This window comes from Zhongshania marina (genome assembly GCF_002915595.1).
GTDB lineage: Bacteria > Pseudomonadota > Gammaproteobacteria > Pseudomonadales > Spongiibacteraceae > Spongiibacter > Spongiibacter marinus_B.
The window spans coordinates 164,118-189,655 of the sequence record NZ_PQGG01000031.1; the positions used below are offsets into that span (position 1 = coordinate 164,118).

The 25,538-nt window shown below is 48.3% G+C and carries 21 protein-coding genes; 11 read left to right on the forward strand and 10 right to left on the reverse strand.

The genetic code is table 11. From position 1 onward, the window contains the following. Positions 1 to 696: a monofunctional biosynthetic peptidoglycan transglycosylase gene (mtgA, locus tag C0068_RS13840; RefSeq protein ID WP_103685068.1), complete on the reverse strand. Its 696-nt coding sequence runs from the start codon at positions 694 to 696 to the stop codon at positions 1 to 3. Between the two features lie 261 nt (positions 697 to 957). Between mtgA and C0068_RS13845 the strand changes: the two genes are divergently transcribed. From C0068_RS13845 to C0068_RS13855, 3 genes are all read left to right on the forward strand, one after another. Continuing rightward, positions 958 to 2,403, forward strand: a complete 1,446-nt coding sequence (locus C0068_RS13845) for an SLC13 family permease (RefSeq protein WP_103685069.1) — start codon at positions 958 to 960, stop codon at positions 2,401 to 2,403. Positions 2,404 to 2,454: 51 nt separating this feature from the next. Further along, positions 2,455 to 2,844 carry an MAPEG family protein gene (locus C0068_RS13850; RefSeq protein ID WP_103685070.1) on the forward strand — a complete coding sequence of 130 codons (390 nt, stop codon included), beginning with the start codon at positions 2,455 to 2,457 and terminating at the stop codon, positions 2,842 to 2,844. A gap of 353 nt (positions 2,845 to 3,197) precedes the next feature. Continuing rightward, complete coding sequence (locus C0068_RS13855) at positions 3,198 to 5,090, forward strand: hypothetical protein (RefSeq protein ID WP_103685071.1); 1,893 nt, start codon at positions 3,198 to 3,200, stop codon at positions 5,088 to 5,090. 39 nt (positions 5,091 to 5,129) lie between these two features. Here the strand turns inward: C0068_RS13855 and C0068_RS13860 are convergent, their stop codons facing one another. Together C0068_RS13860 and C0068_RS13865 are read right to left on the reverse strand one after the other, a co-directional pair. Next, positions 5,130 to 5,609, reverse strand: a complete 480-nt coding sequence (locus C0068_RS13860; RefSeq protein WP_103685072.1) for a hypothetical protein — start codon at positions 5,607 to 5,609, stop codon at positions 5,130 to 5,132. Positions 5,610 to 5,748: 139 nt separating this feature from the next. Then, positions 5,749 to 8,193, reverse strand: a complete 2,445-nt coding sequence (locus C0068_RS13865) for a TonB-dependent receptor (protein ID WP_103685073.1) — start codon at positions 8,191 to 8,193, stop codon at positions 5,749 to 5,751. A 300-nt stretch (positions 8,194 to 8,493) separates the two neighbouring features. Between C0068_RS13865 and C0068_RS13870 the strand changes: the two genes are divergently transcribed. Continuing rightward, complete coding sequence (locus tag C0068_RS13870; RefSeq protein ID WP_103685074.1) at positions 8,494 to 9,519, forward strand: AraC family transcriptional regulator; 1,026 nt, start codon at positions 8,494 to 8,496, stop codon at positions 9,517 to 9,519. Between the two features lie 129 nt (positions 9,520 to 9,648). Here C0068_RS13870 and C0068_RS13875 read toward each other — a convergent pair whose 3' ends face one another. Next, positions 9,649 to 11,142: a flavin-containing monooxygenase gene (locus C0068_RS13875; protein ID WP_103685075.1), complete on the reverse strand. Its 1,494-nt coding sequence runs from the start codon at positions 11,140 to 11,142 to the stop codon at positions 9,649 to 9,651. A 440-nt stretch (positions 11,143 to 11,582) separates the two neighbouring features. Here C0068_RS13875 and C0068_RS13880 point away from each other — a divergent pair, with 440 nt between their 5' ends. From C0068_RS13880 to C0068_RS13895, 4 genes are all read left to right on the forward strand, one after another. Next, a complete protein-coding gene (locus tag C0068_RS13880; RefSeq protein WP_103685076.1) occupies positions 11,583 to 14,018 on the forward strand; it encodes a TonB-dependent receptor in 2,436 nt (811 codons plus the stop codon). A 29-nt stretch (positions 14,019 to 14,047) separates the two neighbouring features. Then, positions 14,048 to 15,508, forward strand: coding sequence for a phosphotransferase family protein (locus tag C0068_RS13885; RefSeq protein ID WP_103685077.1), 1,461 nt, complete (start codon positions 14,048 to 14,050; stop codon positions 15,506 to 15,508). A gap of 33 nt (positions 15,509 to 15,541) precedes the next feature. Beyond that, the gene (locus C0068_RS13890) at positions 15,542 to 16,534 is read left to right on the forward strand and encodes a DUF7064 domain-containing protein (RefSeq protein WP_103685078.1); all 993 of its coding nucleotides are present in this window, start codon (positions 15,542 to 15,544) and stop codon (positions 16,532 to 16,534) included. A 130-nt stretch (positions 16,535 to 16,664) separates the two neighbouring features. Further along, positions 16,665 to 17,288 carry a TetR/AcrR family transcriptional regulator gene (locus C0068_RS13895; RefSeq protein ID WP_146047903.1) on the forward strand — a complete coding sequence of 208 codons (624 nt, stop codon included), beginning with the start codon at positions 16,665 to 16,667 and terminating at the stop codon, positions 17,286 to 17,288. Here the strand turns inward: C0068_RS13895 and C0068_RS13900 are convergent. Continuing rightward, positions 17,285 to 18,028, reverse strand: coding sequence for a lipoprotein intramolecular transacylase Lit (locus C0068_RS13900; RefSeq protein ID WP_103685080.1), 744 nt, complete (start codon positions 18,026 to 18,028; stop codon positions 17,285 to 17,287). The genes C0068_RS13895 and C0068_RS13900 overlap by 4 nt on opposite strands. A 166-nt stretch (positions 18,029 to 18,194) precedes the next feature. Here C0068_RS13900 and C0068_RS13905 point away from each other — a divergent pair, with 166 nt between their 5' ends. After that, positions 18,195 to 19,064, forward strand: coding sequence for a CPBP family intramembrane glutamic endopeptidase (locus C0068_RS13905; RefSeq protein ID WP_103685081.1), 870 nt, complete (start codon positions 18,195 to 18,197; stop codon positions 19,062 to 19,064). Between the two features lie 85 nt (positions 19,065 to 19,149). Continuing rightward, a complete protein-coding gene (locus tag C0068_RS13910; RefSeq protein WP_103685082.1) occupies positions 19,150 to 20,607 on the forward strand; it encodes an NAD-dependent succinate-semialdehyde dehydrogenase in 1,458 nt (485 codons plus the stop codon). Between the two features lie 63 nt (positions 20,608 to 20,670). Here the strand turns inward: C0068_RS13910 and C0068_RS13915 are convergent, their stop codons facing one another. The 5 genes from C0068_RS13915 to gshA form a co-directional block, all read right to left on the reverse strand. Continuing rightward, positions 20,671 to 21,366, reverse strand: coding sequence for an LrgB family protein (locus tag C0068_RS13915; protein ID WP_103685083.1), 696 nt, complete (start codon positions 21,364 to 21,366; stop codon positions 20,671 to 20,673). Further along, positions 21,363 to 21,710 (reverse strand): CidA/LrgA family protein, encoded by a 348-nt coding sequence (locus tag C0068_RS13920; RefSeq protein ID WP_103685084.1) that lies wholly within the window; start codon positions 21,708 to 21,710, stop codon positions 21,363 to 21,365. The genes C0068_RS13915 and C0068_RS13920 overlap by 4 nt, the downstream gene beginning before the upstream one ends. Continuing rightward, complete coding sequence (locus C0068_RS13925; RefSeq protein WP_103685085.1) at positions 21,710 to 22,204, reverse strand: disulfide bond formation protein B; 495 nt, start codon at positions 22,202 to 22,204, stop codon at positions 21,710 to 21,712. Before C0068_RS13925 ends, C0068_RS13920 begins: the two co-directional genes overlap by 1 nt. Positions 22,205 to 22,303: 99 nt before the next feature. Beyond that, a complete protein-coding gene (locus C0068_RS13930; protein WP_103685086.1) occupies positions 22,304 to 22,921 on the reverse strand; it encodes an acyl carrier protein phosphodiesterase in 618 nt (205 codons plus the stop codon). Next, a complete protein-coding gene (gshA, locus tag C0068_RS13935; RefSeq protein WP_103685087.1) occupies positions 22,918 to 24,486 on the reverse strand; it encodes a glutamate--cysteine ligase in 1,569 nt (522 codons plus the stop codon). The genes C0068_RS13930 and gshA overlap by 4 nt, the downstream gene beginning before the upstream one ends. Positions 24,487 to 24,622: 136 nt before the next feature. On the opposite strand from gshA, the gene C0068_RS13940 reads away from it, so the two are divergent. Continuing rightward, complete coding sequence (locus tag C0068_RS13940) at positions 24,623 to 25,519, forward strand: Dyp-type peroxidase (protein ID WP_103685088.1); 897 nt, start codon at positions 24,623 to 24,625, stop codon at positions 25,517 to 25,519. The last annotated feature ends 19 nt before the right edge of the window (positions 25,520 to 25,538 follow it).

Consider the following 25,538-nt stretch of genomic DNA (forward strand, 5'->3'; position numbering starts at 1 on the left):
TTATTCCAGCGGTGCGAGCCAATTAGTGCCGCCCAGCATACGCTGCTGACCGAGGTTCCACTTTGCACGCGCAATTAAATGTGGTGCGGGAGAAGCTGGATTGTATTTAAGCGGGCTGGGCAAGCTGGATGCTAACAGCGCAGACTGCCAGCCGGATAATTGTGACGCGGGTATCCCAAAATGATAACGACTGGCGGCACCCAAGCCAAATACGCCGTCGCCCCATTCGGCGATATTTAAATAAATTTCCAAGATTCTTTGCTTGGGCCAGCACAGCTCAACAAGCCCGGTAAACCACACCTCTAAACCTTTTCGCAACCAGCTGCGCCCTGTCCACAAATACATATTGCGAGCGACCTGTTGGCTGATGGTGCTGGCGCCGCGCAAGCCACCGCGCCGCTCTCGCTCGGCAAGCGCCTTTTGAATTGCCTTGATATCGATACCGTAATGATGGGGAAAGTTTTGATCCTCAGACACCACGGCGGCCAGAGCTGCATGACGGGGTATTTGCTGCCAGCTTAACCATTGCTTCTTTATGCGGTAGTCCGTACCGCGCTGCTGCCAATTCCGCTCAAGCATAACCATAGTGCTAGGTGGGTTTATCCAGCGGAATGGCAAAACCAGCGCGACGCTGAGCAGCAGCAATATCAGTACTGTGCGCCAAATAAAGCCTGCAATTCCTCTTCTTCTAGCCACTTTCAGTCTCTCCGTGAATTCTGATCGCCCCTTGTTAAAAGGGGTATTCAACAGCCTGTTCTGACGGAATTTTTGCGTATTCGTTGCAGCGAATTATAGTCAAAATTAACGCGAAACCTTTCTTTAGACTCAATTTGGGGTCAGTGTAAAAACTCTTAGTCATAATGTCAGAGAAAACACATGCCATACTGCATGGCTTACTATCTTGAGAGATCTATAATTCTTAATTTTTACACTGACCCCAAATATTTGTGAGCTGACATGAATACTGCGCCAGAACACGTTATTAAGCCCTCACCGTTTGCCTTAATTACCGGCCCTGCCATGTTGGTGCTGGTTTTATTGTTCCCCGCGCCCGCCGACATGAACCCTGAAGCATGGTTGGCGCTAGGCGCCGCGCTGTGGATGGCAATTTGGTGGGCGACGGAGGCGGTGCCTATTCCGGCGACGGCATTATTGCCTTTAATTCTGGTGCCGGTCTTGGGTATTGCCGAGGTGGGGGATTTGGCGGGTGCTTACGCCAACGGTATTATTTTTTTGTTTTTGGGCGGCTTTTTATTAGGTTTGGCCATGCAGCGCTGGGCTTTGCACCGCCGTATTGCCTTGAATATTTTGCTGGCGGTGGGGCAGCGGCCTAATCGGCAGATTGCGGGCTTTATGATTGCCACGTCGTTTTTAAGTATGTGGGTGAGCAATACCGCGACTAGCATCATGATGCTGCCGATTGCTGTGTCGGTGATAAGCTTTTTGCCCGAGGCTAAGGGCGACGAAGGCCGTCGTTTTGCGGTGGCCTTGTTATTGGCCGTAGCCTATAGCGCGAGTATTGGTGGTATTGCGACCTTGATTGGCACACCGCCCAATGCGATGTTGGCAGCCTATTTAAAGGAGAGTCACGACATTAGTATTGGCTTTGCTCAATGGATGATGATTGGTCTGCCGGTGGCGTTGGGCATGTTGTTGTTTACGTGGTGGTGGCTGTGCCGCAAGGGTTTTGCGGGCTTAGAAACATCTGGCAGCCGAGATTTACTTCGCGCTGAATTACAAAAATTGGGGCCGATCAGCGCCGGTGAGGCGCGGGTGTTGTTGATCTTTATTGCTACCGCGGCGGCGTGGATTCTTAGGCCGTTAATAAACAATTATTTACCGGGCGTTACTGATACGGTGATTGCGATGACGGCTGGCTTATTGTTGTTTACGGTACGCTCCGGTGGGCCAGATTCCAAAGTTTTACTAGATTGGCAAACCGCAGAAAAATTGCCCTGGGGCGTGTTGTTATTGTTCGGTGGTGGCTTGGCCTTGGCGACCATGATCAAAAGCTCAGGTTTGGCGGAATGGTTGGCGCAGAATTTTTCGCTGCTAAGTGCGTGGCCAATATTTGCTATGGTGTTGGTGATTGTAGCGGTGATTATTTTCTTAACTGAGATCACCAGCAATACCGCAACAACCGCGACCTTTTTGCCCTTGCTTGGCGCCCTAGCGGTAGCTCAGTCAGTGTTGCCCATGCTGTTTGTGATTCCCGCCGCTATTGCCGCTTCGTGTGCTTTTATGATGCCGGTGGCAACGCCGCCGAATGCAGTGGTGTTTGGCAGTGGTGAGTTGCGGATTAAGGACATGATGCAGGCCGGATTGTTGTTAAATGTGTTTGGTATTGTGTTGATAAGTGGTGTGGGCTATTACTTGGTATTGGCCCTGTTTGTAGCGGCTTGATAAATTCTGTAAGTGGCGGCTTTGGCTAAGTAAATTACTGTGGAGAATAATATGAATATTGCACTGCTATGTATCGGTTTGTTGGGTGCCTTATGTATTGTTTTGGGGATTGCGGTCAGTCTGAATAGAATGAAGCAAAAGCAGGGCTCGGGCTGCCCCAGCGACCCCAAGGATACCCTCCATAAATACATTCGTGCCCATGCGAATACGATTGAGTTTGCGCCCGTGTTGATGGTGCTCATGTATATTCTCAGCCAGTCGCAAATGGCGAGTTGGGTGCTGTGGTCAATTATTCTGGTGACGCTGAGTCGCTTTGTTCTGGTGGCGGGTTTGATCTTTCCGCGAACAATGGCGCGGCCCAATCCACTGCGTCAAATTGGCGCGGGCGGCACTTATATATTTGGCTTGGCACTCTGTATTGCGGTGTTAAAGCTGGTCTAGCTCAATTAGCGACAAGGCTAAAATCAGTGTATTTTTGAGGGCTTAGCCATTATGCTCGGGTATTCGACGCAGGAAATATTGAACTGCCACGATAGTTTTAAAGCGGGCTTTGTACAGCGCGAATACTGATTTTTACCTCTGCATCTTAGAGTGTGCGGAGTTTTCGACTACATAGGGATGTGGTGATAAAAGACGTTTCTAATACGCTATTTTTATGTGTAGCTATTTTGAAATGCCATCTGGTTTTCCCCGTCCTTTACTGACAATAGATTGATTAAAGTAATGTGCATAGTTTGCCTGTGTGGATAGGGCAAAGCGACTTACGCCATCTGATACATAGAAGGAAGCTAACAATGGCATTTGATTATGGCTCCATTGACTTAGGACTTAGAAACCCATTCAAAATGGAGGGCGCAGTTACCGCTGTTCGCGGTGTGATTGTTAGCCTGCTGGGTATTTACCTTTTAATTGATGCCGCTGCGACGGTAAAGGATCAGCCGGTAGCGGGTTGGATTCTCGTGGTGTTTGGCCTAGGTCTTTTAGCTAGCGGTATTACTAATGCTTCTAAGGGCATTGTCGCCATGATGCGCTTTTTTGTTGGGCGTAATCACCCAACCTCCTTGGCGCATAATTATAGCCGCTCCGAAACCAGCACCGCTCAGGAGGAGGCGTCTTACGTTGCCTATACCAAGCAGCGTCTGACGGAAATGCTGGTGGGACGCAAAAACTCCACATTTATTGAGCCACAGGGTTTTCTCGCGCGTTTTGTACACAGTGTTTTTAGACGTTTAACCTATATGCCGTATCCGGTGCGAAATATGGCACAGCGCTTATGTGGCGCGTGGGCGCAGACCTTGATTGCGTTGATTGCCTATGCATTTGTCGCCTTTGTTTCACTGGCGGGGTTTGCTGGTGAGGTGGGCGAGTTTATTTTTCCCGCGTATTCGGTGGCATTTACCGTATATCTCCTGCTGGTGTGGCGGTCAGCGGGACGTGCGATTGGCCGCATGGCCGATACGACGATTCCGACGATGGGCAGTATGACCTTGGTGAAGGTGGTTGCCGTCGCGATTCTTATGCCAGTTGTTATCGGTTTGGGCGTGAAATTTGTACTAAGTGTTAGTGATTTGACGCTAGCAGAAATAGATACGTATCTGGCTTATCTTCCGCGGCCATACACAATTTTATACCTGTTAGGTGTATTGCTTGGTGCCGCGGCATCGACGTTTGTGGTAGCCATAATGCTGAACAAGCGCCTTAACTATGCAGACCCAAAAGTAGAGGTGTCTGAATTGCGCGAGAACTGGCAGGAGTCGGTACATCCAAATGAAATTTTTATTAATTTAGATAATTTGGTGATGGCTAATCGGCGTTACAAGGAAGTGCCAAATCGGGTTTATCAAGAATTAGAGCCTAATTTAAACGAGCAGGTAGAGGGTAAAGGTAATTTCTTTGGTGAAATGATTCAGGAAATTCAACCAAAATTTAAGGCAATGGATTTAGGTTTTATATTTGAACGCGCGCGGCTGATTAGCTTGGTGTCGGCCAATGTCTTGTTTGTGATTGCTTCAATTCTTACCTTGGCGCTGGCCTTTAGTGTTGCTGATGCTTATATCTATACAAAAACCTTGGGTGATTTTGCCCAATTAAATGCAGCTCAGGGGGCTGAGGTCTCTAGTCATATCAGCGCGATTATTCATTTGTTTCTAGTCGGTGTGCTGATTCGCGCGTTTGCAAAAATACTTGAGAATTCTGCACATTTATTTTTTGCAGAAATGTTGTTTGAAAGTAATTTAATTTATTTAAAGGTAGAGGGCACTTTTACTGAGTCTAAAATATCTACCGGCGCCAGTATTCATGACTCTACCCGTTCGGAAAACACCCTTGTTCGGTCGAGCATAACACCATGGATTATTGTTTGCCGCACAGTGTCTAGCACCTTTGCTGCCACTGGGATTCAAAACTTAGAACACCCGCGTTTTATTTTAGAAATGCATAAAAATGACGATGAGCTAAATAGTATTCGCGGCGACGTGATTAACTTCTTGAAGGATAGAGAATCGATTGCCGCTATTACCAGTCAGCGAGATTTACGCAATGCTTCGCAGATTCATGAGATTAATAAGCAGTCGCGGGCGATTGCTACTCATCAGTCTCCTGAAGCCTTGTCGAAAATGGAAGATGATGCAGGTGGTTATCTTCGTCAGCAAGCGGAACGAGATGCGGAGCCAGACCAAAATAAGTAGCCAGTAGATACTGGTGTATTTTAACGCGGCGTTTGGAGCTTATGTTTTTACCTTCGCCGCAGTAGTAAATTCGGTTTCTACGTGAGTTTTAGCTATGCCGCGCTCGTCATGATGATTGCCGAGCGCAGTCTGGGGTTTGTGCGCCGCCACTTCGCATAATAGCCGGCAGACAATAATGGTGAGTACCGCCCCCATCGAACTCAAAAACCACGCCAATGCCGCGCACTCCCTAAGCGGGTATATCGCCAATAAGGCCTCTAATTTGTAAGCAAAAATCACGGCTACCGGCGGTGCCAATAGGGCCGAGCACAGTACGCTATAAAATCCTTTGTGGTAATGGTATTGGTTTAAATACAGTTGATGCAGGGTATAAATCAGTACTGCGCCGACGGCACTAAGCAATAGCGCGCAAACCATAGGCGTAAGTGCGAGTAAGGCCTCTGTTGGCAGCCAGATCCACAATGAGAAGCTAGTTAAAAACCAAATTGGCAGGCCGAACTTAGATAGCGTGAGTAACACGTATAACCTCTATATTGGAAAAATGGTTCCAGATAGAGCTATTACGCAGAATCACGCCAGCTTGATGAGAAATTGTTTAGTATCTGTTGAAAAGCGCCCGCTTAGCGTTTGGCTAGAAAATTTATAAGCGGGCTATAACTTAAAATTTAAACTGAATTTCTGCCCCGTAGGTGCGAGGTTGGCCGGCCAAGTATTGGTCGAAGCCAAAGCCCGCTTGTAGGTTTATGGCGTAGCTATCGTACTCTTCGTCTAAGAGGTTTTTACCCCAAACCGAAATGCTGTAGCTGCCGTCATTGGCGTACCAGCTTAGCCGACCGTTGTAGAGCCAGTAGGCGTCTTGGCGAATATTTTCGTAGCCGTATTGGTCGTTGTAGGCGCTAAACCACTGATCGTCTTGGAAGTTGGCATTGGCGTTGACGCTTAAATAGCCGTAGTCGGTAATCAGCAAGTCGTAGTCTGCTGAGAAGCTCACATTGAGTTTGGGGGCGGAGATTAATTCATTGCCAGACAAGTCTACGCGGTCGTCTTGATTGGCAATGGTTTCGGTATTGGCCAGAGTCAGCTCGGTATATTCAGTTTCGAGCACACCGACAGCCGCTTGTAGGGTTAGACGCTCAGTGATGCGCGCCCACAATTCTGCCTCTGCGCCTATAATTTGCGATCCGCCGGCGTTTTCTAGAAAGTTTGAAATACCCACTACGTTTATGAACTGCTGATTGGTGTAGTCGTACAGGAAAGCGGCGGCGTTTAGACGCACGCTGCCGTCGGCCATATCAGCTTTAAAACCCACTTCATAAGCGTCGATAAATTCAGGCGAGGCGTAGGCGGTCTCTAGCGGCCTTGGTTGGTAATAGACACCACCGTTATAGCTGCCCGCGCGGTAGCCGCGGCTAACGCTGCCGTAGACCATAAAGTCGTCATTGAAGCGGTAATCGAGGCCGATTTTTCCAGTGAATTCTTGTTCCGGCGCGCTGAGCGCTGGTGCGGAATCGAGAGTATAGGCGCCGTGGGTGTAGCCTGTGTTGACGTAATTAAGCAGCGCCGTTGGGTTGCTGAGCAAATTCTGTAGATCGAATACCGTTAGCGGTAAGGTGATCCACGCGTTGTCGACGCCCGTGGTGTTGCCGGGAACGTAGCTACCAAGTGGCAGGCCAGAATTGCTCAGCCGCGAGATATTTAAGTAGCTTAGTCTGCTTTCGTCGCGGGTGTAGCGCAGACCGACATCCATGCCAAAATCTGAGCTGAAATCGAAGCGCATTTGGGTGTAGATGGCGGCGCTGGTTTTTTTGGTTTCTAGACGCTGGTCGATCATGCCGAAGTCGATCAGATAGGGAAAAATAGGAATATTATCGGGCTTGGCGACGCCCACGCGAACATCGGGAATTTGGTCGAAGATATCGTAAATATTCTGCATGTATAAATCTTCGCTGCCGTAATATACACCGGCAATAATATTGAACATGCCATCAAAATTTGAGGTAAAGCGAATATCTTGACTAAAGCTGACGGAATCTGACGACCACTGTATTTCTAATAGGCCGTTGGGGCTGCCATCGGTGTCGGCCATTTGATAGTAGTCGGCATCCATATAGGAGCTGACCGAGGTGATGGTGAAGTTGTCGGCATTGTAGTTCATGGTCAGCACGGCAAGGTCGGTATTGGTGATTAGCGCGCCAATGGCATTCGATTCGGTTTCATGAAAATCGAGATTGCGGCTGCCACGGGAATAACCGGTGTAATCAATAAAGCCGTTGGAGTCGCCCTCTAGCCCGGTGCCGCGCAAGTCGGTGCGGGCTTCATTGCGCGGTGGCGTGCTAAGGGAGTCATTGCCGGATTTTGTGATTTTTAATACCGCATCGAGTCGCTCGCTGATAATCCAATTTAGGCTCAGGCGGGCACCTTGAAAGTCAGTTTGCGCGGCGTTGGCATCTTGGCCGACAACCTCCACATAGCCTTCATCACGCTTCAAACTGCCGGAAATTCTCGCGGCAAGTACGCCGTCGATTAACACCGCCTCGGTTCCAGCCTCTAGCGATGTTGCCTTATAACTGCCGATGCCGCCTTTTACATAGCTGCTGGTTTCCCCGTCGAAGGTGGGGGTGCGGGTAATAATATTTATTGCACCGCCGGTGGTGTTTTTACCGTATAGGGTACCCTGCGGGCCACGCAGTACTTCTAGGCGTTCGATATCAAAAAAGTTTGCGCCGTGGCTATATACCGGACCCAAATAGGCTTCGTCCACGTATACACCTATAGGGCTCGCTTGGTTGGAGCTGTAATCAGACATGCTGACGCCACGAATCGAAAAAATTGGCTGCACATCGCCATAGGGCCCGCTGACCTGCATATTGGGTACTTGGGCGGATACGTCGTTGGCGTTTTCAAAACCGAGTTTGTCCAGCATATCGGCGGTGACACCAGTGACGGCGATAGGAATGTCTTGGGCGCTTTCGCTGCGTTTTTGGGCGGTTACCAGCACCTCCTCTAGGGCGGGTGCTGCAATGGCTTGGGAGGCTGTAAGTAGCGCCAAGCTGCTGAGGGTCGTATTAAGTAACAAGTGACGGGTGAGTTTTGAAACGGACACAGCTAACTCCTCAAATGACCGACTCAACGACGCTTATAGAGATCTGACGCTATGTCAGAGTGCAAACCTAGGGGCCGCAGGACGATGTTTTATTATTTAATTCTTATCATAGGACACTGCGACGGATTTGGGTGCCGAGCGCCACAAAGTATTATACGAGTAGCAGTGTAATTGATAAGCTATGTAGATATTCGGACAAATCTGGCGGCTGACGGACAATTTCATATGCCGGTGGGGTCTTGATTACGTGTCAATATTGCTTAAGTGAACGGCCTTACCTGCAAGCCAGCGGGGATAATAATGAAAAGTTGGGATTTTTGTCGCAGTGTTACCAGCGCGCAAATTTTGGTGGCCTTAGGCGTGGAGTACGGCGCGCAAGAGGCAGCCCTGCTCCGCGATACAGGTTTAGATCAGCAAAGCCTGAATAACCCAGAAACCATTGTCGAGGCGAGTACCGAGATTGCAGTGGTGCGAAATTTACTCCGCGAGCTACCAACGGTAGATGGCCTAGGTTTATTTGCTGGTGAACGCTACCACCTATCAGCTTACGGCATTTGGGGCTTTGCCTTGGCGAGCAGCCCGACGGCGCGCAAGGCGGTGGAGTTGTCGCAGACTTACCAAGAGCTCACCTTTGTCTTTTCTGGTTTCACGGTTAAAGAGGAAGGGGATTACGCGCGTTTGGTGTTTAATAATTCTGACACCCCTGCAGATATCGCGCTATTTTCAATTGAGCGTGAAATTCATGCGGCCATGCTAATAATGCGCGAATTATTGGGGTCGGCATTGGGGCCAGAGTGGGTAAGTTTTCAGCACCCGCGACCGGCTCACGCCGCGCTGTACGAAAAATTTTTCCGGGGTAGAGTGGAATTCTCTGCTCCTCAGAATGAGCTTATATTTCCGCGTGCGCTACTGGACGAGCCAAGGGTGGTGGGCAATACGGCTACCGCGAGTCTGTTAGACAAGCAGTGCTCAGAACTAATAGCCAAACGCTCTGCGAGAAAAGGCGTTTCCGGTAAGGTGCGGGATATTTTGCTACGCCAACGACCAATGACTATGGAAATGGAATTAGTGGCAGAGGCGCTGTGTATGACCTCGCGGACGCTGCGCAGAAAGCTCAGTTCCGAGGGCACTTCTTTCCGGCAATTGGTGGATGAAATCCGCATGACCTTGGCTGAAGAAATGTTAAGCGGAACACGGCTCAGTGTTGAGCAAATTGCAGAACGACTTTCTTACGCAGACGCCTCCAGTTTTTCGCAGGCTTTTAAACGCATGAGCGGCAAAACACCAGGCGTATTGCGCAGGCAAGGCCGCAGTCTTAGTGTTTAGACGATCGCCCTAGGAAGCTGTGGCGGCACTATGTATGCATTATGTGGAAAGCAAATTTAGCGCCGCCAAATTTACAGCCAATCATAATGACATCGACAGCGCATTTATCTGAAATTGCGATTGCCGAATTCATTTATTTGCAGCGTTAAAAATATAATCAGCGCTGCTAAATTTCTTATTCCAACGACGAAAGGTAAATGTAAAGCCCGGCCACAGCTGCGTGATTTTTCCGCTGCGGTGCTTATACCAGCTATCACAGCCTGTTGCCCAAACAGACCCGCCTAAGATTTTTTGCAATTTTTCATTGTATGTTTGTTGTACATCTAACTTCACTTCAACCGTAGCAGCATTCTTTGCATCAGCTTCTAATAGAATGCGGCTAATGGCTTGAACTTGAGTTTCGATCATATACACCATTGAACTGTGGCCAAGGGTGACGTTGGGGCCAACAATAAAGAAGAAATTTGGGAAGCCGTGTACGGTAGCGCCTAGATAGGCTTCTTCGCCGTTCTTCCAAACCTGCGATAGTTGGCGACCATCCCGACCGTAAATCATGCTGGCAATGGGATTGTCGGTGGCATAAAATCCTGTTCCGAAAATAATACAATCTAGCTCGTGCTCTACATTGTCATTGGTGACAATGCTGTGTTCCCGTATTTCTTTTATACCCTTGGTGACGAGTTCTACATTGGGCTTTTGTAGCGCGGGGTACCAATCGTTAGAGACGAGAATACGCTTGCAGCCTACTGGGAAATTAGGGGTAAGTTTTGGCCACATAGCGGGATCGGCGACCTGCCGTTGAATATGCCTCACCGCCGAGAAGCGGAATAAATTCATAATTGCAGGGTGCAGGACCATACCTAGCACCCGAGTCTCATTTTGGCAGTAAATTTTTGCCCTAAGAATTTTACGAGTAATGGGAATGTGTTTGAAAATCCATTTTTCAAAGCGGCTATACGGACGATCTCCTCTGGGAATTATCCAATTTGGCGTGCGTTGAAAAATAGAAAGTTTTGCAGGGACCCCGGCAATTTCAGGCACAAACTGAATTGCCGACGCGCCGGTACCGATCACCGCTACTCGTTTGCCAGCAAGAGGGTAATTATGATCCCAATTTGCGGAGTGAAAATGATGGCCGGCAAAATTTTCTACACCTGCAATATCGGGTAGTTTGGGTTCAGCCAACCCGCCGTTGCCACTGATGACAAAGCGCGCTCTAAAATCACCGCTGCTGGTATGAATCAGCCAACGTGCACTGCTTTCATCAAAGCGAGCTTCCTTCAGGGTATGGTTAAAGCGTATGTATTTTCGTAGCTGCCATTTGTCGGCAACATTTTGTAGATAGGTCTCTAACTCAGGCTGGATTGGATATACCCGTGACCATTCCGCATTGGGTGCAAATGAAAAGGAGTACAAATGCGAGGGTACATCACAGGCGGCACCGGGGTAGCGATTATCTCGCCATGTACCACCTACATCTTTGGCGCGCTCAATGATGGTGAAATCATTGATGCCCATCTCCAGCAATTTAATCGCCATACCTAAACCGGCAAAGCCGGTACCGACGATAAGAATGCTTGTATTGGTGTAAGTTGCTTCGTTAGCGGTATTGGAATTGGCCATGTGTTGTTCCTGTTATTTTTGTTAGCGCCAAGTGCATTTAGTGTAGCAATCATACGGGGAAATGCGCCGAGTTATATGTGGGTGACGGACACTCACTGTAGAATTTCGGACATACTTGGAGGGCTTGAGCGCCGAGGTAATTTCATAAATGAGCTAACAACTACAGTTCAATTCATTCTCTGTATTTCTTAATAATTATCATGTTGGCTTAATTTTAATGACAAAAGCGGCGAGATAATAAGTCAGAGAATATGTTGGAAATAGAATATTTCAGATTTTATATAAGGGCATTTACTTAGAAATTCTGTGTGAATGACACAAAGATTGGCATTTGCAGTATTTCCTGAACAAGCGTTCAAAACCGTTATTACTGATGCTATAGCCTGTTAAAAATACGCTCAATTGAGTCGTAAAAATAACAACGGGAAAAGAGATACGTTATGACGTCTAAAAAAATCGCAATTCTTGCCGCGGCACTTGCTGCCGGTTCTACAGTACGAGCTCAGGATGTTGAGCCTTCTACAGAGACAGCCCGTAGATCGCGTGGCGTCGTGATAGAAGAAGTTCTCGTAAAAGCTCAAAAGCGCTCTGAATCCATTTATGAAGTACCTATATCAATTAGCGCTTTTTCGGGTGACACCATTAAAGATTTAGGTTTAACCGATACCCGCGATTTAGGTAATTTGGTGCCGGGCTTTAGCTATTCAGATAGTGGCTATTCGGTTCCTATTTACTCATTACGGGGTGTCGGTTTTAACGAGGCGAGCCAAACCGCTAGCGCTACGGTTGGGGTTTACATTGATGAACAAAGCCTCGCGTTCCCCGTATTCTCTAAGGGCGCGAATCTTGATCTAGAGCGAATTGAAGTATTAAAGGGGCCGCAGGGTACGCTCTATGGTCGCAATACAACCGGCGGCGTTGTTAATTATATTTCCGCGAAACCTGGCGAAGAATTTGAAGCGGGTGTGACGGCAGACTATAGCCGCTTTAACACCTACGATGTGCAGGGTTATGTTAGTGGCCCAATGAGTGACACGGTTGGTGGACGGATTGCGTTGCGCCAGATTTATTCCGGTGATGGCTGGCAGCAAAGTTTAACTCGTCCTGGTGATAGCTTGGGTGAAGTGGATAAATTTTCAGGCCGCGCCACCTTGGTATGGCAATCAGCTGATGATATGGAAACCACTTTCTCTTTAGCTGGTTGGATTGATAGGGGAGAACCACAAGCACCACAAGCGATTGCCTTGCGATTACAGAATGCGATTACAGGACAAATTTTAGCTGCGGCCGGTGCTCCATCAGAATTAGGTTTGCCTGATAGTGTTAGAAACCATCCCATTGTAGATCGCGATACGGAGGACAATCGTGTTGCGGATTGGTCTGATTTGCCGTGGCAAATTAATGAGACCTTTATGATGGCGTCTCTTCGCAATGAATGGGCCATTACTGACACGAATACATTGACGGTACTTGCCTCATATTCTGACTTTGAAAACGATCACTCCTTTATTCCGCAAAGTGGTTTGTCGGTGAATAACGCTGAGCGAGAAATTACCGTAGATACTAGTGCATGGTCATTAGAGACACGTTTGGATGGTATTTGGGGTGATGATATGGACTGGTTAGTTGGCGCGTTCTTTAGCCACGACGACGTCTACGAATACCAGTCGGTCTATATTGACGAAGCGAGTTCATCTTTTTTACCGCCTGACCCATTAAATCTTAACTTACTCGGCCCTATCGTTGGCAACCGCGTAGATACCTATGGCGAGCAAGTTGCGGATACTCAGGCAATATTCATGAATGCGAATTGGCAGCTTAGCGATAGCGTAAAACTGACCACGGGCCTGCGTTATACCAATGAGAAACGTGATTTTGCCGGCTGCACAATAGATAGCCCAGAAAACTCTGCAGGTATTGGCTACGGTAGTTTGATCAATGCGCTTAGCTTGGCATCGGGTGGAAGTGGTGGTGTTGGCGCAGGAGACTGCTTAATTTTAGGTGATGAGCCATCGCCGGTCCCGGGCGGCCCAGCGGTAAGGAATGCTGGTTTATTTGAGGGCGTGCTTGAAGAAGATAATGTGTCGTGGCGCTTAGCGGCCGATTGGCAGATGACGGATACAGATTTACTTTACGCATCGTACAGTCGAGGTTTTAAATCTGGAAGTTTTCCGGTGCTTGCCTCGTCGGATCAACGTCAATATTCGCCCGCAACACAGGAGCGTTTAGATGCCTTTGAAGTGGGAGCTAAGTTTGGCTTTTATGACCGCGCATTGAATGTAAATGTCGCCGCCTATTACTACGACTATAAAGATAAGCAATTGCTGGGGCGCACATATGACCCAGTATTTGGCCCTCTACCAATTTTAGAGAACGTGCCGGATTCTGAAGTTTATGGCGTCGAGTTTGAAGCTCAAACCAATCCCATTGACGGCTTATTTATTTCTTTAGCATCTAGTTTTTTACAAACCGAAGTTAAAAAAGGCAGCACGTTAGATCGTGAAGGAAATGAAGTCGACCTAGCCGGAAATGATTTTAATTTTGCACCTGAAATTGAAGTGACGTTAATTGCTGATTATACCTGGCCGTTAACTAATTCATTAGATATCGGTGTTGGTGGAGATATTAGCTATAGTAGCGAAACCAATGCGGTAATTACCGGTGAAGAGCTATTTACGATCGATGCCTATACCGTTGCCAATGCCAGATTACATCTCGGTTCTGTAAACGGAGATTGGAAGGCAACGATATGGGCGAGAAATATTACTGACGAAGTCTACACCAGTGGTATGTTTGAAACCGGAGCCGATACGATTGCGCGCTATGTGGGCATGACTAGAACGTGGGGCATTAGTCTGGATTATAAATTTTACTAAGTCTAATTATTATAATTGGAAACGTATAAATGAATATTAATAGCAATGAAAATTATCTGTCATTAGTGATTACGGCGCTTGATGAATTGATCGCGCCGGAAGTGAATTCTGCTGCGGCAAAAACCGCTGTTGAAATGATGAAAACGACCTTGAATGAGTTGCGCAAAAGAGATGCAGATGCACCAGTAGTAATAAAAACGTGCATTGTTGAAGGCCGCAAAATTTTAGTAGACATGCTTTTGTGTGCGGGTGAGGCACAAGCGATATTCAAAGACATAGGAAATGAGCTGCATTTTGACAGCCTGCTCCTAGAATATCAGCAGCTCACCAGCCAGTTGCATGCAGTTAGCGAAACCTTGCGCGCAGAGCATAGCGGAGATCAAGTGGCTGGATTATTGCGTCGTGTTGCCGAATGGGAATTAAGTTATTACACCAATACTGCGGCATTAAAAGTTGCTGAGGCGCCAAAGTTTGAGAACCCACGCCAACCGCTAACAAAATCAGCCTTGCAAGATTTTATAAATAGTCTTGATGAGCATATTGGTGCACCCGTACAGCTCGACAAGTTCGAATCTTTAATGGGCGGCTTTGGTAAGCAAACATTTCTGTGTAGTTATAAAAAGCCTGACGGCAGTACACGCGAGTTAGTGGTAAGAAAGTCTGACCCCATGCCGATCATGTTGCACGGCAGTTGCCTATTAGACAATGAGCACGCTTTGCTATGTGCCTTACCCAAGGATTATCCAGCCCCTAAGCCGCTTGCTTACGCCGCACAGTGGCAAAATGTCGATGGTGACTTTTACATTATGGACAGAAGTGCTGGCGAAGTGCCGGGTGCATTTTTACACGGTATGAATAAGGAAATGCCCGAGGAGGTGTTTCTTGATTTAGCAGAAATGTTAGGACAATTGCACAGCGTTCCACTTAACACATTTAGCGACTACGCTGAAAAATACGATGCACCTAATATATTGCAGGGCACTGTTGCAGATAGCTACCGAGCAAATCTTGCAGGGTGGGCGGGCTATATTCAGGAACAAGAGCATCTGCCGTCGCCATATTTAATTTGGTTAATGAACTGGCTTGAGACGAACCTGCCAGAAGATACCCGTGCACCGGTATTAGTACACGGCGATTTTAATATTCATAACGTGCTGGTCAATGAAGGTCGCATTTCCGCAATTTTAGATTGGGAGTGCGCTGGTTTTGGCGCCACAGAGCAAGATCTTGCCTATATTCGTCCACATATTTCGCAACATATTGAATGGACGAAATTCTTAAATCACTACCTTGCTCATGGTGGCCGTGAGCCGGATGAAGCAATGATGAATTACGGCATGGTTTACGCTGCCTTGCGAACGAATCTCGCTGGAAATAAGGCAACATTCAATTTACAGCAGGGTCGAAATCGCGACTTGCGTTACAGCATGGTTGAGCTTGGCTTTACGCCATCGTTTATGAATCTAGCGCTAAACAGTGCTAAAGGTTAAATCCATTTCGATACGAATAACCAGGAGACGAATATGATGAAAGTAAGTGACGGGCGCGAACTGCCATTGCTAGACGATAAGGTAAACAATTGGCAGCCCGCTGGTGCCGAGCATAATTGGCAAGACAGTGTGGTACTGGTTTGGTGGGACGCTGAAAACAAGGTGGGCGGCTTTCATCGCATTGGCCATGAGCCGAACTACAAGGATGGCCCTAAAATCGCACTGTGGAATCATTTGTGTTCTCCCGACGGAAATTATCGTAAAAACGAATATATGGATCTGCGAGATGCCGACCGTTTAGATAATGGTGGCTTTGGCGCGGGAGATACCTGTCGCTACGAGTTTTTGGAAGGCCAGCATGTGTGGACGATAGCAGACGGCGATGTCAGCGCGCGGCTGTCGCATTCGGACTTTCATGCCTCGGTTGAATGCTACCCCAAGGATTCAACGGTGTCGGAAGAATTTGCCAATGTACACGCAGATATCCCTGGCCTAGTGACCGGAGACTTAAGCATCGGTGGTAAATCTTACCAAGTAAAAGGCCTGAGCTTTAGAGATCGCGGTTGGGGTCGCCGTGAGTGGGAGTCATTATTAGCGCATCGCTGGGTGGCGGGCACCTTTGGTGAAGAGTTTAGTTTTCTGGCTCTGTCTTGGTATTCATCAGAAGAGGATATCGCCAGCTTTGGCTGGGTAGTTCGTGGTGACACGGTAACCTACGCAAAGCGTGTGGATATTCTGACTCATGTTGAAGTTGACGGTATGGTCAATCGCGGCGGTAGTGTACGCTTTGAACTCACCACTGGTGAAGTCTTTGATATTGAATGCCACCGTGCGGCAGAGAAAGCGTTCATTTCCACTCATCACGGTGTATGTTGTGTTGATACTTTGTGCGAAATTAGCTGTGGCGATATGCGTGGCTTCTGTGATTTTGAATCAACGGCAAATATCCAGTGCGGCAAACGTATGCCGACTACTTTTGTGAACGGTGTTTGTCATGATGGCTATCAAGCCATAGAAAAGCCTTGATACTTCCTTTCTGTGGGGTCTTTGTGCCCCACATTTTATGCTCTCGTCCTAGTAAAGAATGTGGTTTATAGTGTTTAGCTAAACACTACTCTCAGTGAAAAATAATATTCTTTTCAATTTGGTTTTAAGCATGACAAAGCAAGATGAATTTAGCTCAAGCAAGAGTGCAAATCGCGGCCCTGCTATTGATATAGACCATGTGTTGAATACGGCGGCAAACCTGTTTGCAGATCATGGATTTGATGGCGTAAGCACCCGTGAAATCGCTAAGGCCTGCGGCTGTAGCTTGCCCATCATTTATTATCATTTTTCTAATAAACAAACACTTTATAACGAGGCTTTTGCAAATAGGATAGAAGACGCCATCGACATTATCCGAGGACGTATGTCTGATGATATGTCCGCTCGCGACCGTCTTAAGCAATTGGTGGCGGGCTTTTTTGATCTGTTTACCCAAGAGCGTTCACTCTTATTATTAGTTCAGCGCGACATTGCCCAAGTAGCCTCCAGTCAAGGACAATTTCTTTGTCGCCGCCAGCACATCTACTTTATGCGCTTTATTCGAGACTTGGCCTCTGAGGTTTTAGGCCATGAAGCAGATGCCCACACGGTATTTACCATTAATGCGATGTTGCTCGGTTATGCAGAGTTCTACCACTTGGTGAACGAAGGTGGTGAAAAACTACCGGGTGAGTCTGATGAGGCGCGCATTGCCGCACTGCAAGAATCGGTGCTGAGGGTGTTGGGCGTTTAATGGTGGCTTAATTCATGGCCAATATTGTTTTGAATAAAAACAAGCCCACTATGAAGTAATATAAAGGCAAGCAGCGCCAATATAGCCATGCTAATACCAATATATAAAAACAAATCTGGTGCTTGCATCATGGTCGACATCAGTGATTCTTGATAGAAAAAGAACCATTGATGATCTTCTGGAAAAATCCAGCGATGCGCTGCGTAAAACACCTCAACCCAGCCCACAGCTAATACTGCGGCGATTAAACCCACGATTAGCACCGAATTCACAGCGAGTATTTGTTTGTAATTGGGCAGCGGCCAAGAGCGCATTGCAAACAAGGCGATCAGCATGCACCACATTACTAATATATAGGGCTCTAGCTTTTGGGTAAGGCTAATTAAGTTTGCGACGTCTTGCAGGTGGACTATTTCCGCATGATGTAGCAAGGGAATGTGAACATCGGCTTCGGGGGAGTAGCGAATATGTCGTAGACCCTCGCCCTGATGAGTGATGGCATGACATATCTCTTGAAAAAGCATTATTCTTTGTGCGCGATCGGTATTTTCAAAGCCGCTGCGATAGCGATTTTGAGGCCCAGTTTCGGCGATGGTCTCGGCAATGCCGATGTTGTCGTGCCAAAAGCCATAGAAAAAATTAACGCTCAGCAAGGCATGCCAGCTTAAATATAGGCACAGAATGAGACTCAGGCTGCTGTAAATAAGATGTCGAAAAGGAATTAATATTTTAGTGGGCATTGGCCATCGCTTATTAAACTATTCTGCCTATAGGATGTTGGTGCTAACTATAGCATCATAGAAAATACCCGTCTTTGTCCTATTCTCGGTTTTCGGCGAAGGGGGAATATGTAATAACCAAGCTTTAAGATTCATGCTTAACCATGTCATTTATATTGAGTAGCTGATGGAAAAACCAATACATTCCACGAGCGTTGGCCTAATTCAGGGGCTGCATCCAAGACGAATTATGCAGATATTAGATGACATTGATGCGTCATCGCTGAGCTATTCCCTAAATAGACCGCAGGCATTGCGGCGGGTGTTTTCAGTACTGGCTTGTGTGTCATTCTGCTTATTGCTTATTCATTATCTAAAGTATTCGAGTGTATTTTTAGAATCGCTAAAAATGCTTAGCGTGATGCTGGACAAAGCCCCAAACTACTTTTATTTAAAAATCCGCCAAACGGGCTTCTTAGAGTTAGCTAGTTACGCTTGGTGGACAGCCTGGCATATTGTGGGCTATGTGCTTATTCCCGCATTACTAATTAAATATTTATTGCGCGATAAATTAGTTAATTTCGGCTGGCGCTGGAATAGTACTTCGCAACACTGGCGAGCTTATGCGCTGCTATTGTCGCCTATTTTAGTATTCATTGTGATTGCTTCCTTTAATAGAGATTTTTTAGCCCATTATCCTTTTTATAAACAAGCTGGTCGGAGCTGGTTTGATTTTATTGCCTGGGAAGCCCTGTATTTAACGCAATTTATTTGTTTGGAATTTTTCTTTCGGGGATTTTTTCTACAGGCATTGCGGCCAGCGGTAGGTGCTAATGCGGTGTGGATTATGTGTGTGCCGTATTTGATGATTCACTTCCCCAAATTGTGGCCTGAAGCGTTTGGGGCAATTTCATTTGGATTATTCCTCGGTATTTTAGCGCTGCGTTCACGGTCAATATGGGGCGGCTTTTTCGTGCATGCTGGGGTGGCGGTGGGTATGGATGTCGCTTCTTTGCTTCAGCAGGGAAGAATACCAAAGGTGTTTTGGCCATTTTAGAACGATCGTTCTGTGTTATTGTCGATATGAAATAGAAAATAAAATCACCACACTTTTTACCTAAGTTTCTATACGGATGAAAATCATGTTATCCCTAAAAAGACCTGAATTATTTCGACAGCAAGCCTATATCAATGGCCAATGGATTAATGCAGGTTCCGGAGAAACCACTTCGGTTACCAATCCCGCCAATGGTGAGTTGCTGGGTACTATCCCGTGCCTTAACGAAGAAGAAACCCGCGCGGCAATTGACGCTGCGGACCTGGCGTGGGGGCCGTGGCGCAAACTACCGGCTAAGGAGCGCAGCGCCTATTTGCGTCGTTGGTTTAATTTGATTCAAGACAATGCTGAAGACATTGCGCAAATAATGACGGCGGAGCAGGGCAAGCCCCTTAGCGAAGCGCGTGGTGAAGTTCAGTACGCGGCGTCGTTCATTGAGTGGTTTGCTGAAGAAGCTAAACGCAGCTACGGCGATGTTATTCCTAGTCCAGCCAATGACAAGCGTTTGATTGTTGTGAAAGAACCTGTAGGGGTGTGTGCGGCAATAACGCCGTGGAATTTCCCTGCTGCGATGATCACCCGCAAGGCTGCGCCGGCATTGGCGGCGGGCTGCACGATGTTAGTTCGGCCCGCAGATGCGACACCGTTCACGGCGCTGGCATTAGCAGTGCTTGCAGAAGAGGCGGGAATTCCAAAGGGTGTTTTTAATATTCTTACCGGCAAGTCGCGAGTAATTGGTGCGGAGCTAACGTCTAGCACGAAAGTGCGAAAGTTATCGTTCACAGGCTCAACGGAAGTGGGCCGCAAATTAATGGAGCAGTGTGCGCCCACACTGAAAAAATTGTCTTTGGAATTGGGCGGCAACGCGCCGTTTATTGTATTTGAAGATGCAGATATTGATGCCGCAGTTGATGGCGCTATGGCGTCTAAATTTCGTAACACAGGACAGACCTGCGTTTGTACCAACCGCCTCTATGTTCACGACAAGGTCTATGATGTGTTTACCGAAAAACTTGCGAAGGCTGTCGATGCCTTAAAAGTCGGTAACGGTGTCGATGAGGGAGTAGCGCAGGGCCCGCTAATCGATCAAGGCGCGGTATTAAAAGTAGAGCAGCACATTGATAACGCCGTCGGCTTGGGGGCCAAGGTATTGAGCGGCGGGAAGCGCCACAGTTTGGGCGGTAATTTCTTTGAGCCAACGGTGTTGGCTAATGTGACCCAAGAAATGTGTATCGCCCATGAAGAAACCTTTGGGCCGGTTGCACCGGTACTGCGCTTTCACAGCGACGATGAAGTTATCCAATTAGCGAATGATACTGAGTTTGGTTTGGCGAGTTATTTTTACAGCCGCGATATTGGCCGTGTGTGGAAAGTCGCCGAGGCACTGGAATACGGCATGGTAGGTATTAACACTGGCCTTATCTCAAATGAAGTAGCACCTTTTGGCGGGGTAAAACAATCTGGCTTTGGTCGCGAAGGTTCGCACTACGGCATTGATGAATATCAAGTCGTGAAATATATGTGTATGGGTGGGCTTGGCTAAGAGTGCGCTTACGAATTTTTTAGCGATAAAGCATTGGAAATCTATTTGCTTGGATTTGCAATTTTATAAAAACCACCGCGCCGCAAAGGGTACGAATATCGCGGTAAATGCCCCTGTTAAGCACAGCGCCAAACTTGAGAATGCGCCCGCTACCGCGCTGCGCTCAAATGCTCTCGATGTGCCAATGGCATGTGCTGCAAGGCCGAGACAAAATCCCCACAGCCTGTCGTCTTGAATATCTAATTTATTAAATAACCAGCTTATTGTTGTGATGCCCACCACGCCGGTCAAAATGACCGAGGCCACGGCAATGGTGGTGATGCCGCCGAGGTCTTGGGTGACGGTGATGGCAATTGGCGTCGTAATGGATTTAGTTGTTAGCGACAATAAGGTGTCGTGGTTTGCTCCGAACAACCAGGCAATGATCAACGCCGAGGCCGATGCGAATATTGCGCCGACGGTGACGGTGATGAGTAGCGGTCCAGCCATATTTCTTAATAAATGCAGTTGTCGATAAAGTGGCACAGCTAAGGCTACGGTGGCGGGACCGAGTAAAAAGGTGAGCCAATTTATATTTTGGTAATAGGTGTAGTAGTCCTGTTGCAGCAGCATTAAGGCCAGTGCAATTAAGGTGGCGCCACTAATGGTGGGGTGCAACATGGCGGCGCGAGCACTGCGGGTATACAGGAACATCGCACCTTGGTAGGCGAGTAAGGTCAGGGTGATGGCAAATAAGGGGCCGTGCATAAGCTCGCTCATGTGCGCTTATTCCGATTGTGCAAAAAGCGAATCAGTAAGCCGCAAAACACCAGTGTACTCAGAGTGCCAAGGGTGACAGCGGCGATAAACGCTGGCCACTGGTTGGCAAAACCCGCACCTAAAAAAAAGACTCCCGCAGCGGGTGCCATTAACAGCAGGGGAAGTAGTTCTATCAGCCGCTGACTTCCGGTTTCTAAATCCTTTGGCACATTGCCGTGAATACACAGGCCAACAAATAAAAGCAGCATACCGATTACTGGGCCGGGTAGCGGCAGGTCTAGGGCGCGCTGGATGAACTCGCCCAATAATTGGCAGCCAATTAAGGTCAGAAAACCGGCAAGCATTAGCGTTTTATCATGGGTAGGGCGCTGGCAATGGCCGCCAAGGCTAGGCCGATAAAGGCAAACATTGACCAATTGGGCATGCTAAGGCCAAACAGTGTCCACACAATTTCGGCACAGTTGCCGTCGCCCAACATGAGGGTGCTGAACGCCTCGCCAAAGGGCAGATTGCTAAACATATATTCTAGGCTGGGGCCGCAGGCAGGAACTTGATCTGGCGGCAGGCCTTGCAGCCAAACCTGACGGTAGGCCACGGAGCCACCGGCAATGGTGCTGACTAACATGAGGCCGCTGGCAATATAGCGGCCGGTTTGCTGGGGATTGACGATGAGCGCGATTAAGGCGGTGAGGGCGGTGAGCACAAAGAAGGCGCGTTGGGTAATACAAAGCGGGCAGGGGTGCAGGCCCTCAAAGTATTGGGTGTAAAGTGCATAGCCCAAAAGGCCGCAACAGCAGGCAACAATAAAGGCGTAAATCCATCGGGGCGTCAGTGACATAGTGTTTTCTCTCTTCGTAAGCGCCATACAGTAGGGGATTGTGTAAATGCTGACAAGTACGACCTTAGTCGCTGCCGTTGGTGCCCATTTCCATGAACTTTAGCTTGGGCCATTCCCATTAAATTCTGTGAATAGCTGTTCTTGCAATGCCGGATACAGGGCGAGGAACTGCTGTTCGATATAGGGTAGCTGTCGAGCGAGCTCCGGCCCGCAATAACTTAATGGGCTTTCTCTTGGTATGCGTTTGGCAATTCGCGCCAGCATACCTTCGATATTGTCCCAGTCGCCCATCTTACTGAGCACATCGTAGTCCGCTAAAAAACCAATTTGCCGTGCGGCTGCGCGGGGGTATTGGTCTTTATTCGGTAGAACATGCTGATAGCAATCTTGGGTGAAGTGAGTCAAGGGGCTTGGATGGAGCTCATCCCAGCGTAGACTTAAACAGTGGTCAAAGCATACGTCTAACATAATGCCGCCGTAGCGACGAAAGTTTGTGGGCAGCGCATCCAAGCATTCTGTGACACGGGGATGGCTGTCGGTGAGGGCATCGATTCGCCGATGAAGGCGAATGCCGACTTCCCAAGCGGCGGGATAATCACCACGCAGCGGGCCCTTAACAAAGTCGCCAAGCAGCCCACCGATGAGTAAGCCCTGCCGATCTAAGCCACTGTGGCTTGCGAGCTGCTGGGCTAAATGAAAGTGGGCTAAATAGTTCACAGATCCTGATATTGCAAATAAAAGCGGTGGAGATAGTCCTCGAAGCTTTCATCTTGTTGCTCCGCCTCGACACTTGCTTGGGCAGCCACGGAGGCCTCGCGCATGGCGGTGAAGCGCTGGCTTTCGTCTGAACTAAGGCCGCGTTCACGGAAGGTTTCGGCGTGTTGCAGTGATTGCTTCATTGCATAGTGATAGTAGCCGTCGCCGCCTTGCTCTAGCGCCGCCACAATTTGTGCTGACGGCGTTAGGCTAATGTCGTGAACCTTGGCAAGTTGTGCCTGGCAGCTTTGCTGGTAAGCCTCGCCGCCATGAGCCGTATCAAGCTGGTCAGCAATACGGCCAATGTCGCCGATTAATTCTTCGGCCCAGGCGGCCAGTTCCCGAGGGCTGCCGTCTTGCGTTAACTCAAGCTTAGGTTCGCGGCCTTTGTTTACAACACTTAGTAAATTACTGCTGATTTCGGCGTTATGGTCGTCGTCGCATGGCGGGCTGTCTTTGTAGAGGCAATACAACAAGAAAGCGTCTATAAAGCGAATTTGCTCAGCGTTGATGCCCAAGGGCAGCATGGGATTTACATCAATACAGCGCACTTCGATGTATTCCACACCGCCACGGCGCAGCGCACCCAAGGGAATTTCGCCACTTTCGGTGACGCGCTTGGGGCGAATGGGGCTGTAAAATTCGTTTTCTATTTGCAGCAGGCCAGACGACAGTTGTTCGCCAGCGGGGATTTTTTCGTAATCGCCATGAGAGGTGGTGATGGCGCCTTTTAAGGTTTCTACATAGAAGTCTAAATGGTTGTAGCAAATATGCAGGTTTTTCTGGGCGTCGCTTTGGTAGCCCAGATCGCCCATACGCAGAGAGGTCGCGTGCGGGCCGTAAAGTGTGTACTTACCAAGCGGCTGAAGCTGATGCGGTTTGCCGTTTAAAAAGCAGCGGGATACCGCGGGTGCCGCGCCAAATAAATAAATAAGCAGCCATGCGTAGCGACGGAAGTTGCGAATCAAACCAAAGTAATTATTGGTGATGTAGGTTTTTAGCGGCAGCTCGCTATTTTCGGCGGCGTGAAGCTCTTCCCACACCGATTTTGGCAGCGAGAAATTGTAATGAATACCGGCAATGGTTTGCATTTTGCGGCCGTAGCGATGGCCTAGGCCTAGGCGGTAGCGGGTTTTCATGGTGGCGGTGTTGCTGCTGCCAAAGCGGGCGACGGGAATGGCGTCGTCGGTTTCGCCCAAGCGGCAGGGCATACTCGCATTCCAAATGGTTTCATCGCCCAGTTCACTCACCGCAAAACGGTGGATGGCGTCTAGCTCATTGAGGGTGTCGTCAATTGAGTCGCTGACTGGGGTAATGAACTCCAGCAGTGCTTCAGAGAAGTCGGTGGTGATCGAGGGATGGGTCAGCGCTGAGCCAAAGGCCTCGGGGTGGCCGGTTTGTGCAAGTATGCCCTCTTGGTCTGCTCTCAGGCTTTCTTTCTCAATACCGCGTTGGATCTGCCGTAGAAGATGTTGTCGTGGAGCAGCTGCAAAAAATGCCAGTCTTTGTTCTAGCGATGTGGCCAAAATGGCTTCCTCAGCGGAGCTTGAAAAGGCCGCTAAGTGTAAATCCGTGCTCGGTTGTGAACAAGCATTGTAGGTGACGGGATTGTCATGTTCATAAAGTGCTGATAAAACAATGCACTGGAAAAGGAGAATGATAATGTCTGAACCACAGGCTGGTATTTTTGTTGAAGGTAGTACTTCCCATTTTTTTCTTGAATATAAATTGATTGAGGGCGTTAGTGCTGCGCAGTTAAAGGATGTGTTGGCGAAGGCCGTCGTATTAAGTGATGCAGGTGTTAATCGGGTGTGGAGTTTTGGCTCAGATTGTTGGCGCAGCATTGCGCCTGCGGCCTGTCCGGCAGATTTAAAGCCTTTTGCAGCGATTGGCGAAGGCAAGCGCGTTGCGCCAGCCACCCAACAGGGTATTTTTCTGTGGTTGCACGGCGATAATCATAGCGCGAATTTTGACGCGGCCATGGCGGCGACCACGGCGCTGGCTTCAGTTGCCGTATTGCAGCTTGAGAAAATAGGCTTTTTGTACAAGGACTCGCGGGACTTGTCAGGATTCATCGACGGAACCGAAAACCCCAAAGGACGTGGCCAGCAGCTTGTGGCGCTGATTCCAGAAGGTGAGGCCGGTGCAGGTGGTAGCTATGTGATGAGTCAGCAGTGGGTGCACAATCTGGCTTCTTTTCACGCCTTGAGTCAGAGCGAGCAGGAGGGGGTTATCGGTCGCACAAAGCCAGATAGTATTGAGCTAGAAGATGAGCTAATGCCCGAAAATTCCCATGTTAGCCGCAGTGATGTGAAAATAGATGGGGTTGCGCAAAAATTATATCGACGCAGTGTTCCCTATGGCGGGGTGTTAGAACATGGCTTGTATTTTCTAGCATTTAGCTGCGATATTCGTCGATTTGACCGTATTTTACAGAGCATGTTTGGGGTTAGTGGTGATGGGATTTACGACCATTTGACGGATTTTTCAACACCTGTGAGTGGAAATTACTGGTTTGCGCCATCTGCAGCTGAACTTTCTGCAATAGGCTCCCTCTAATCATTTGAAGTCTCCTACT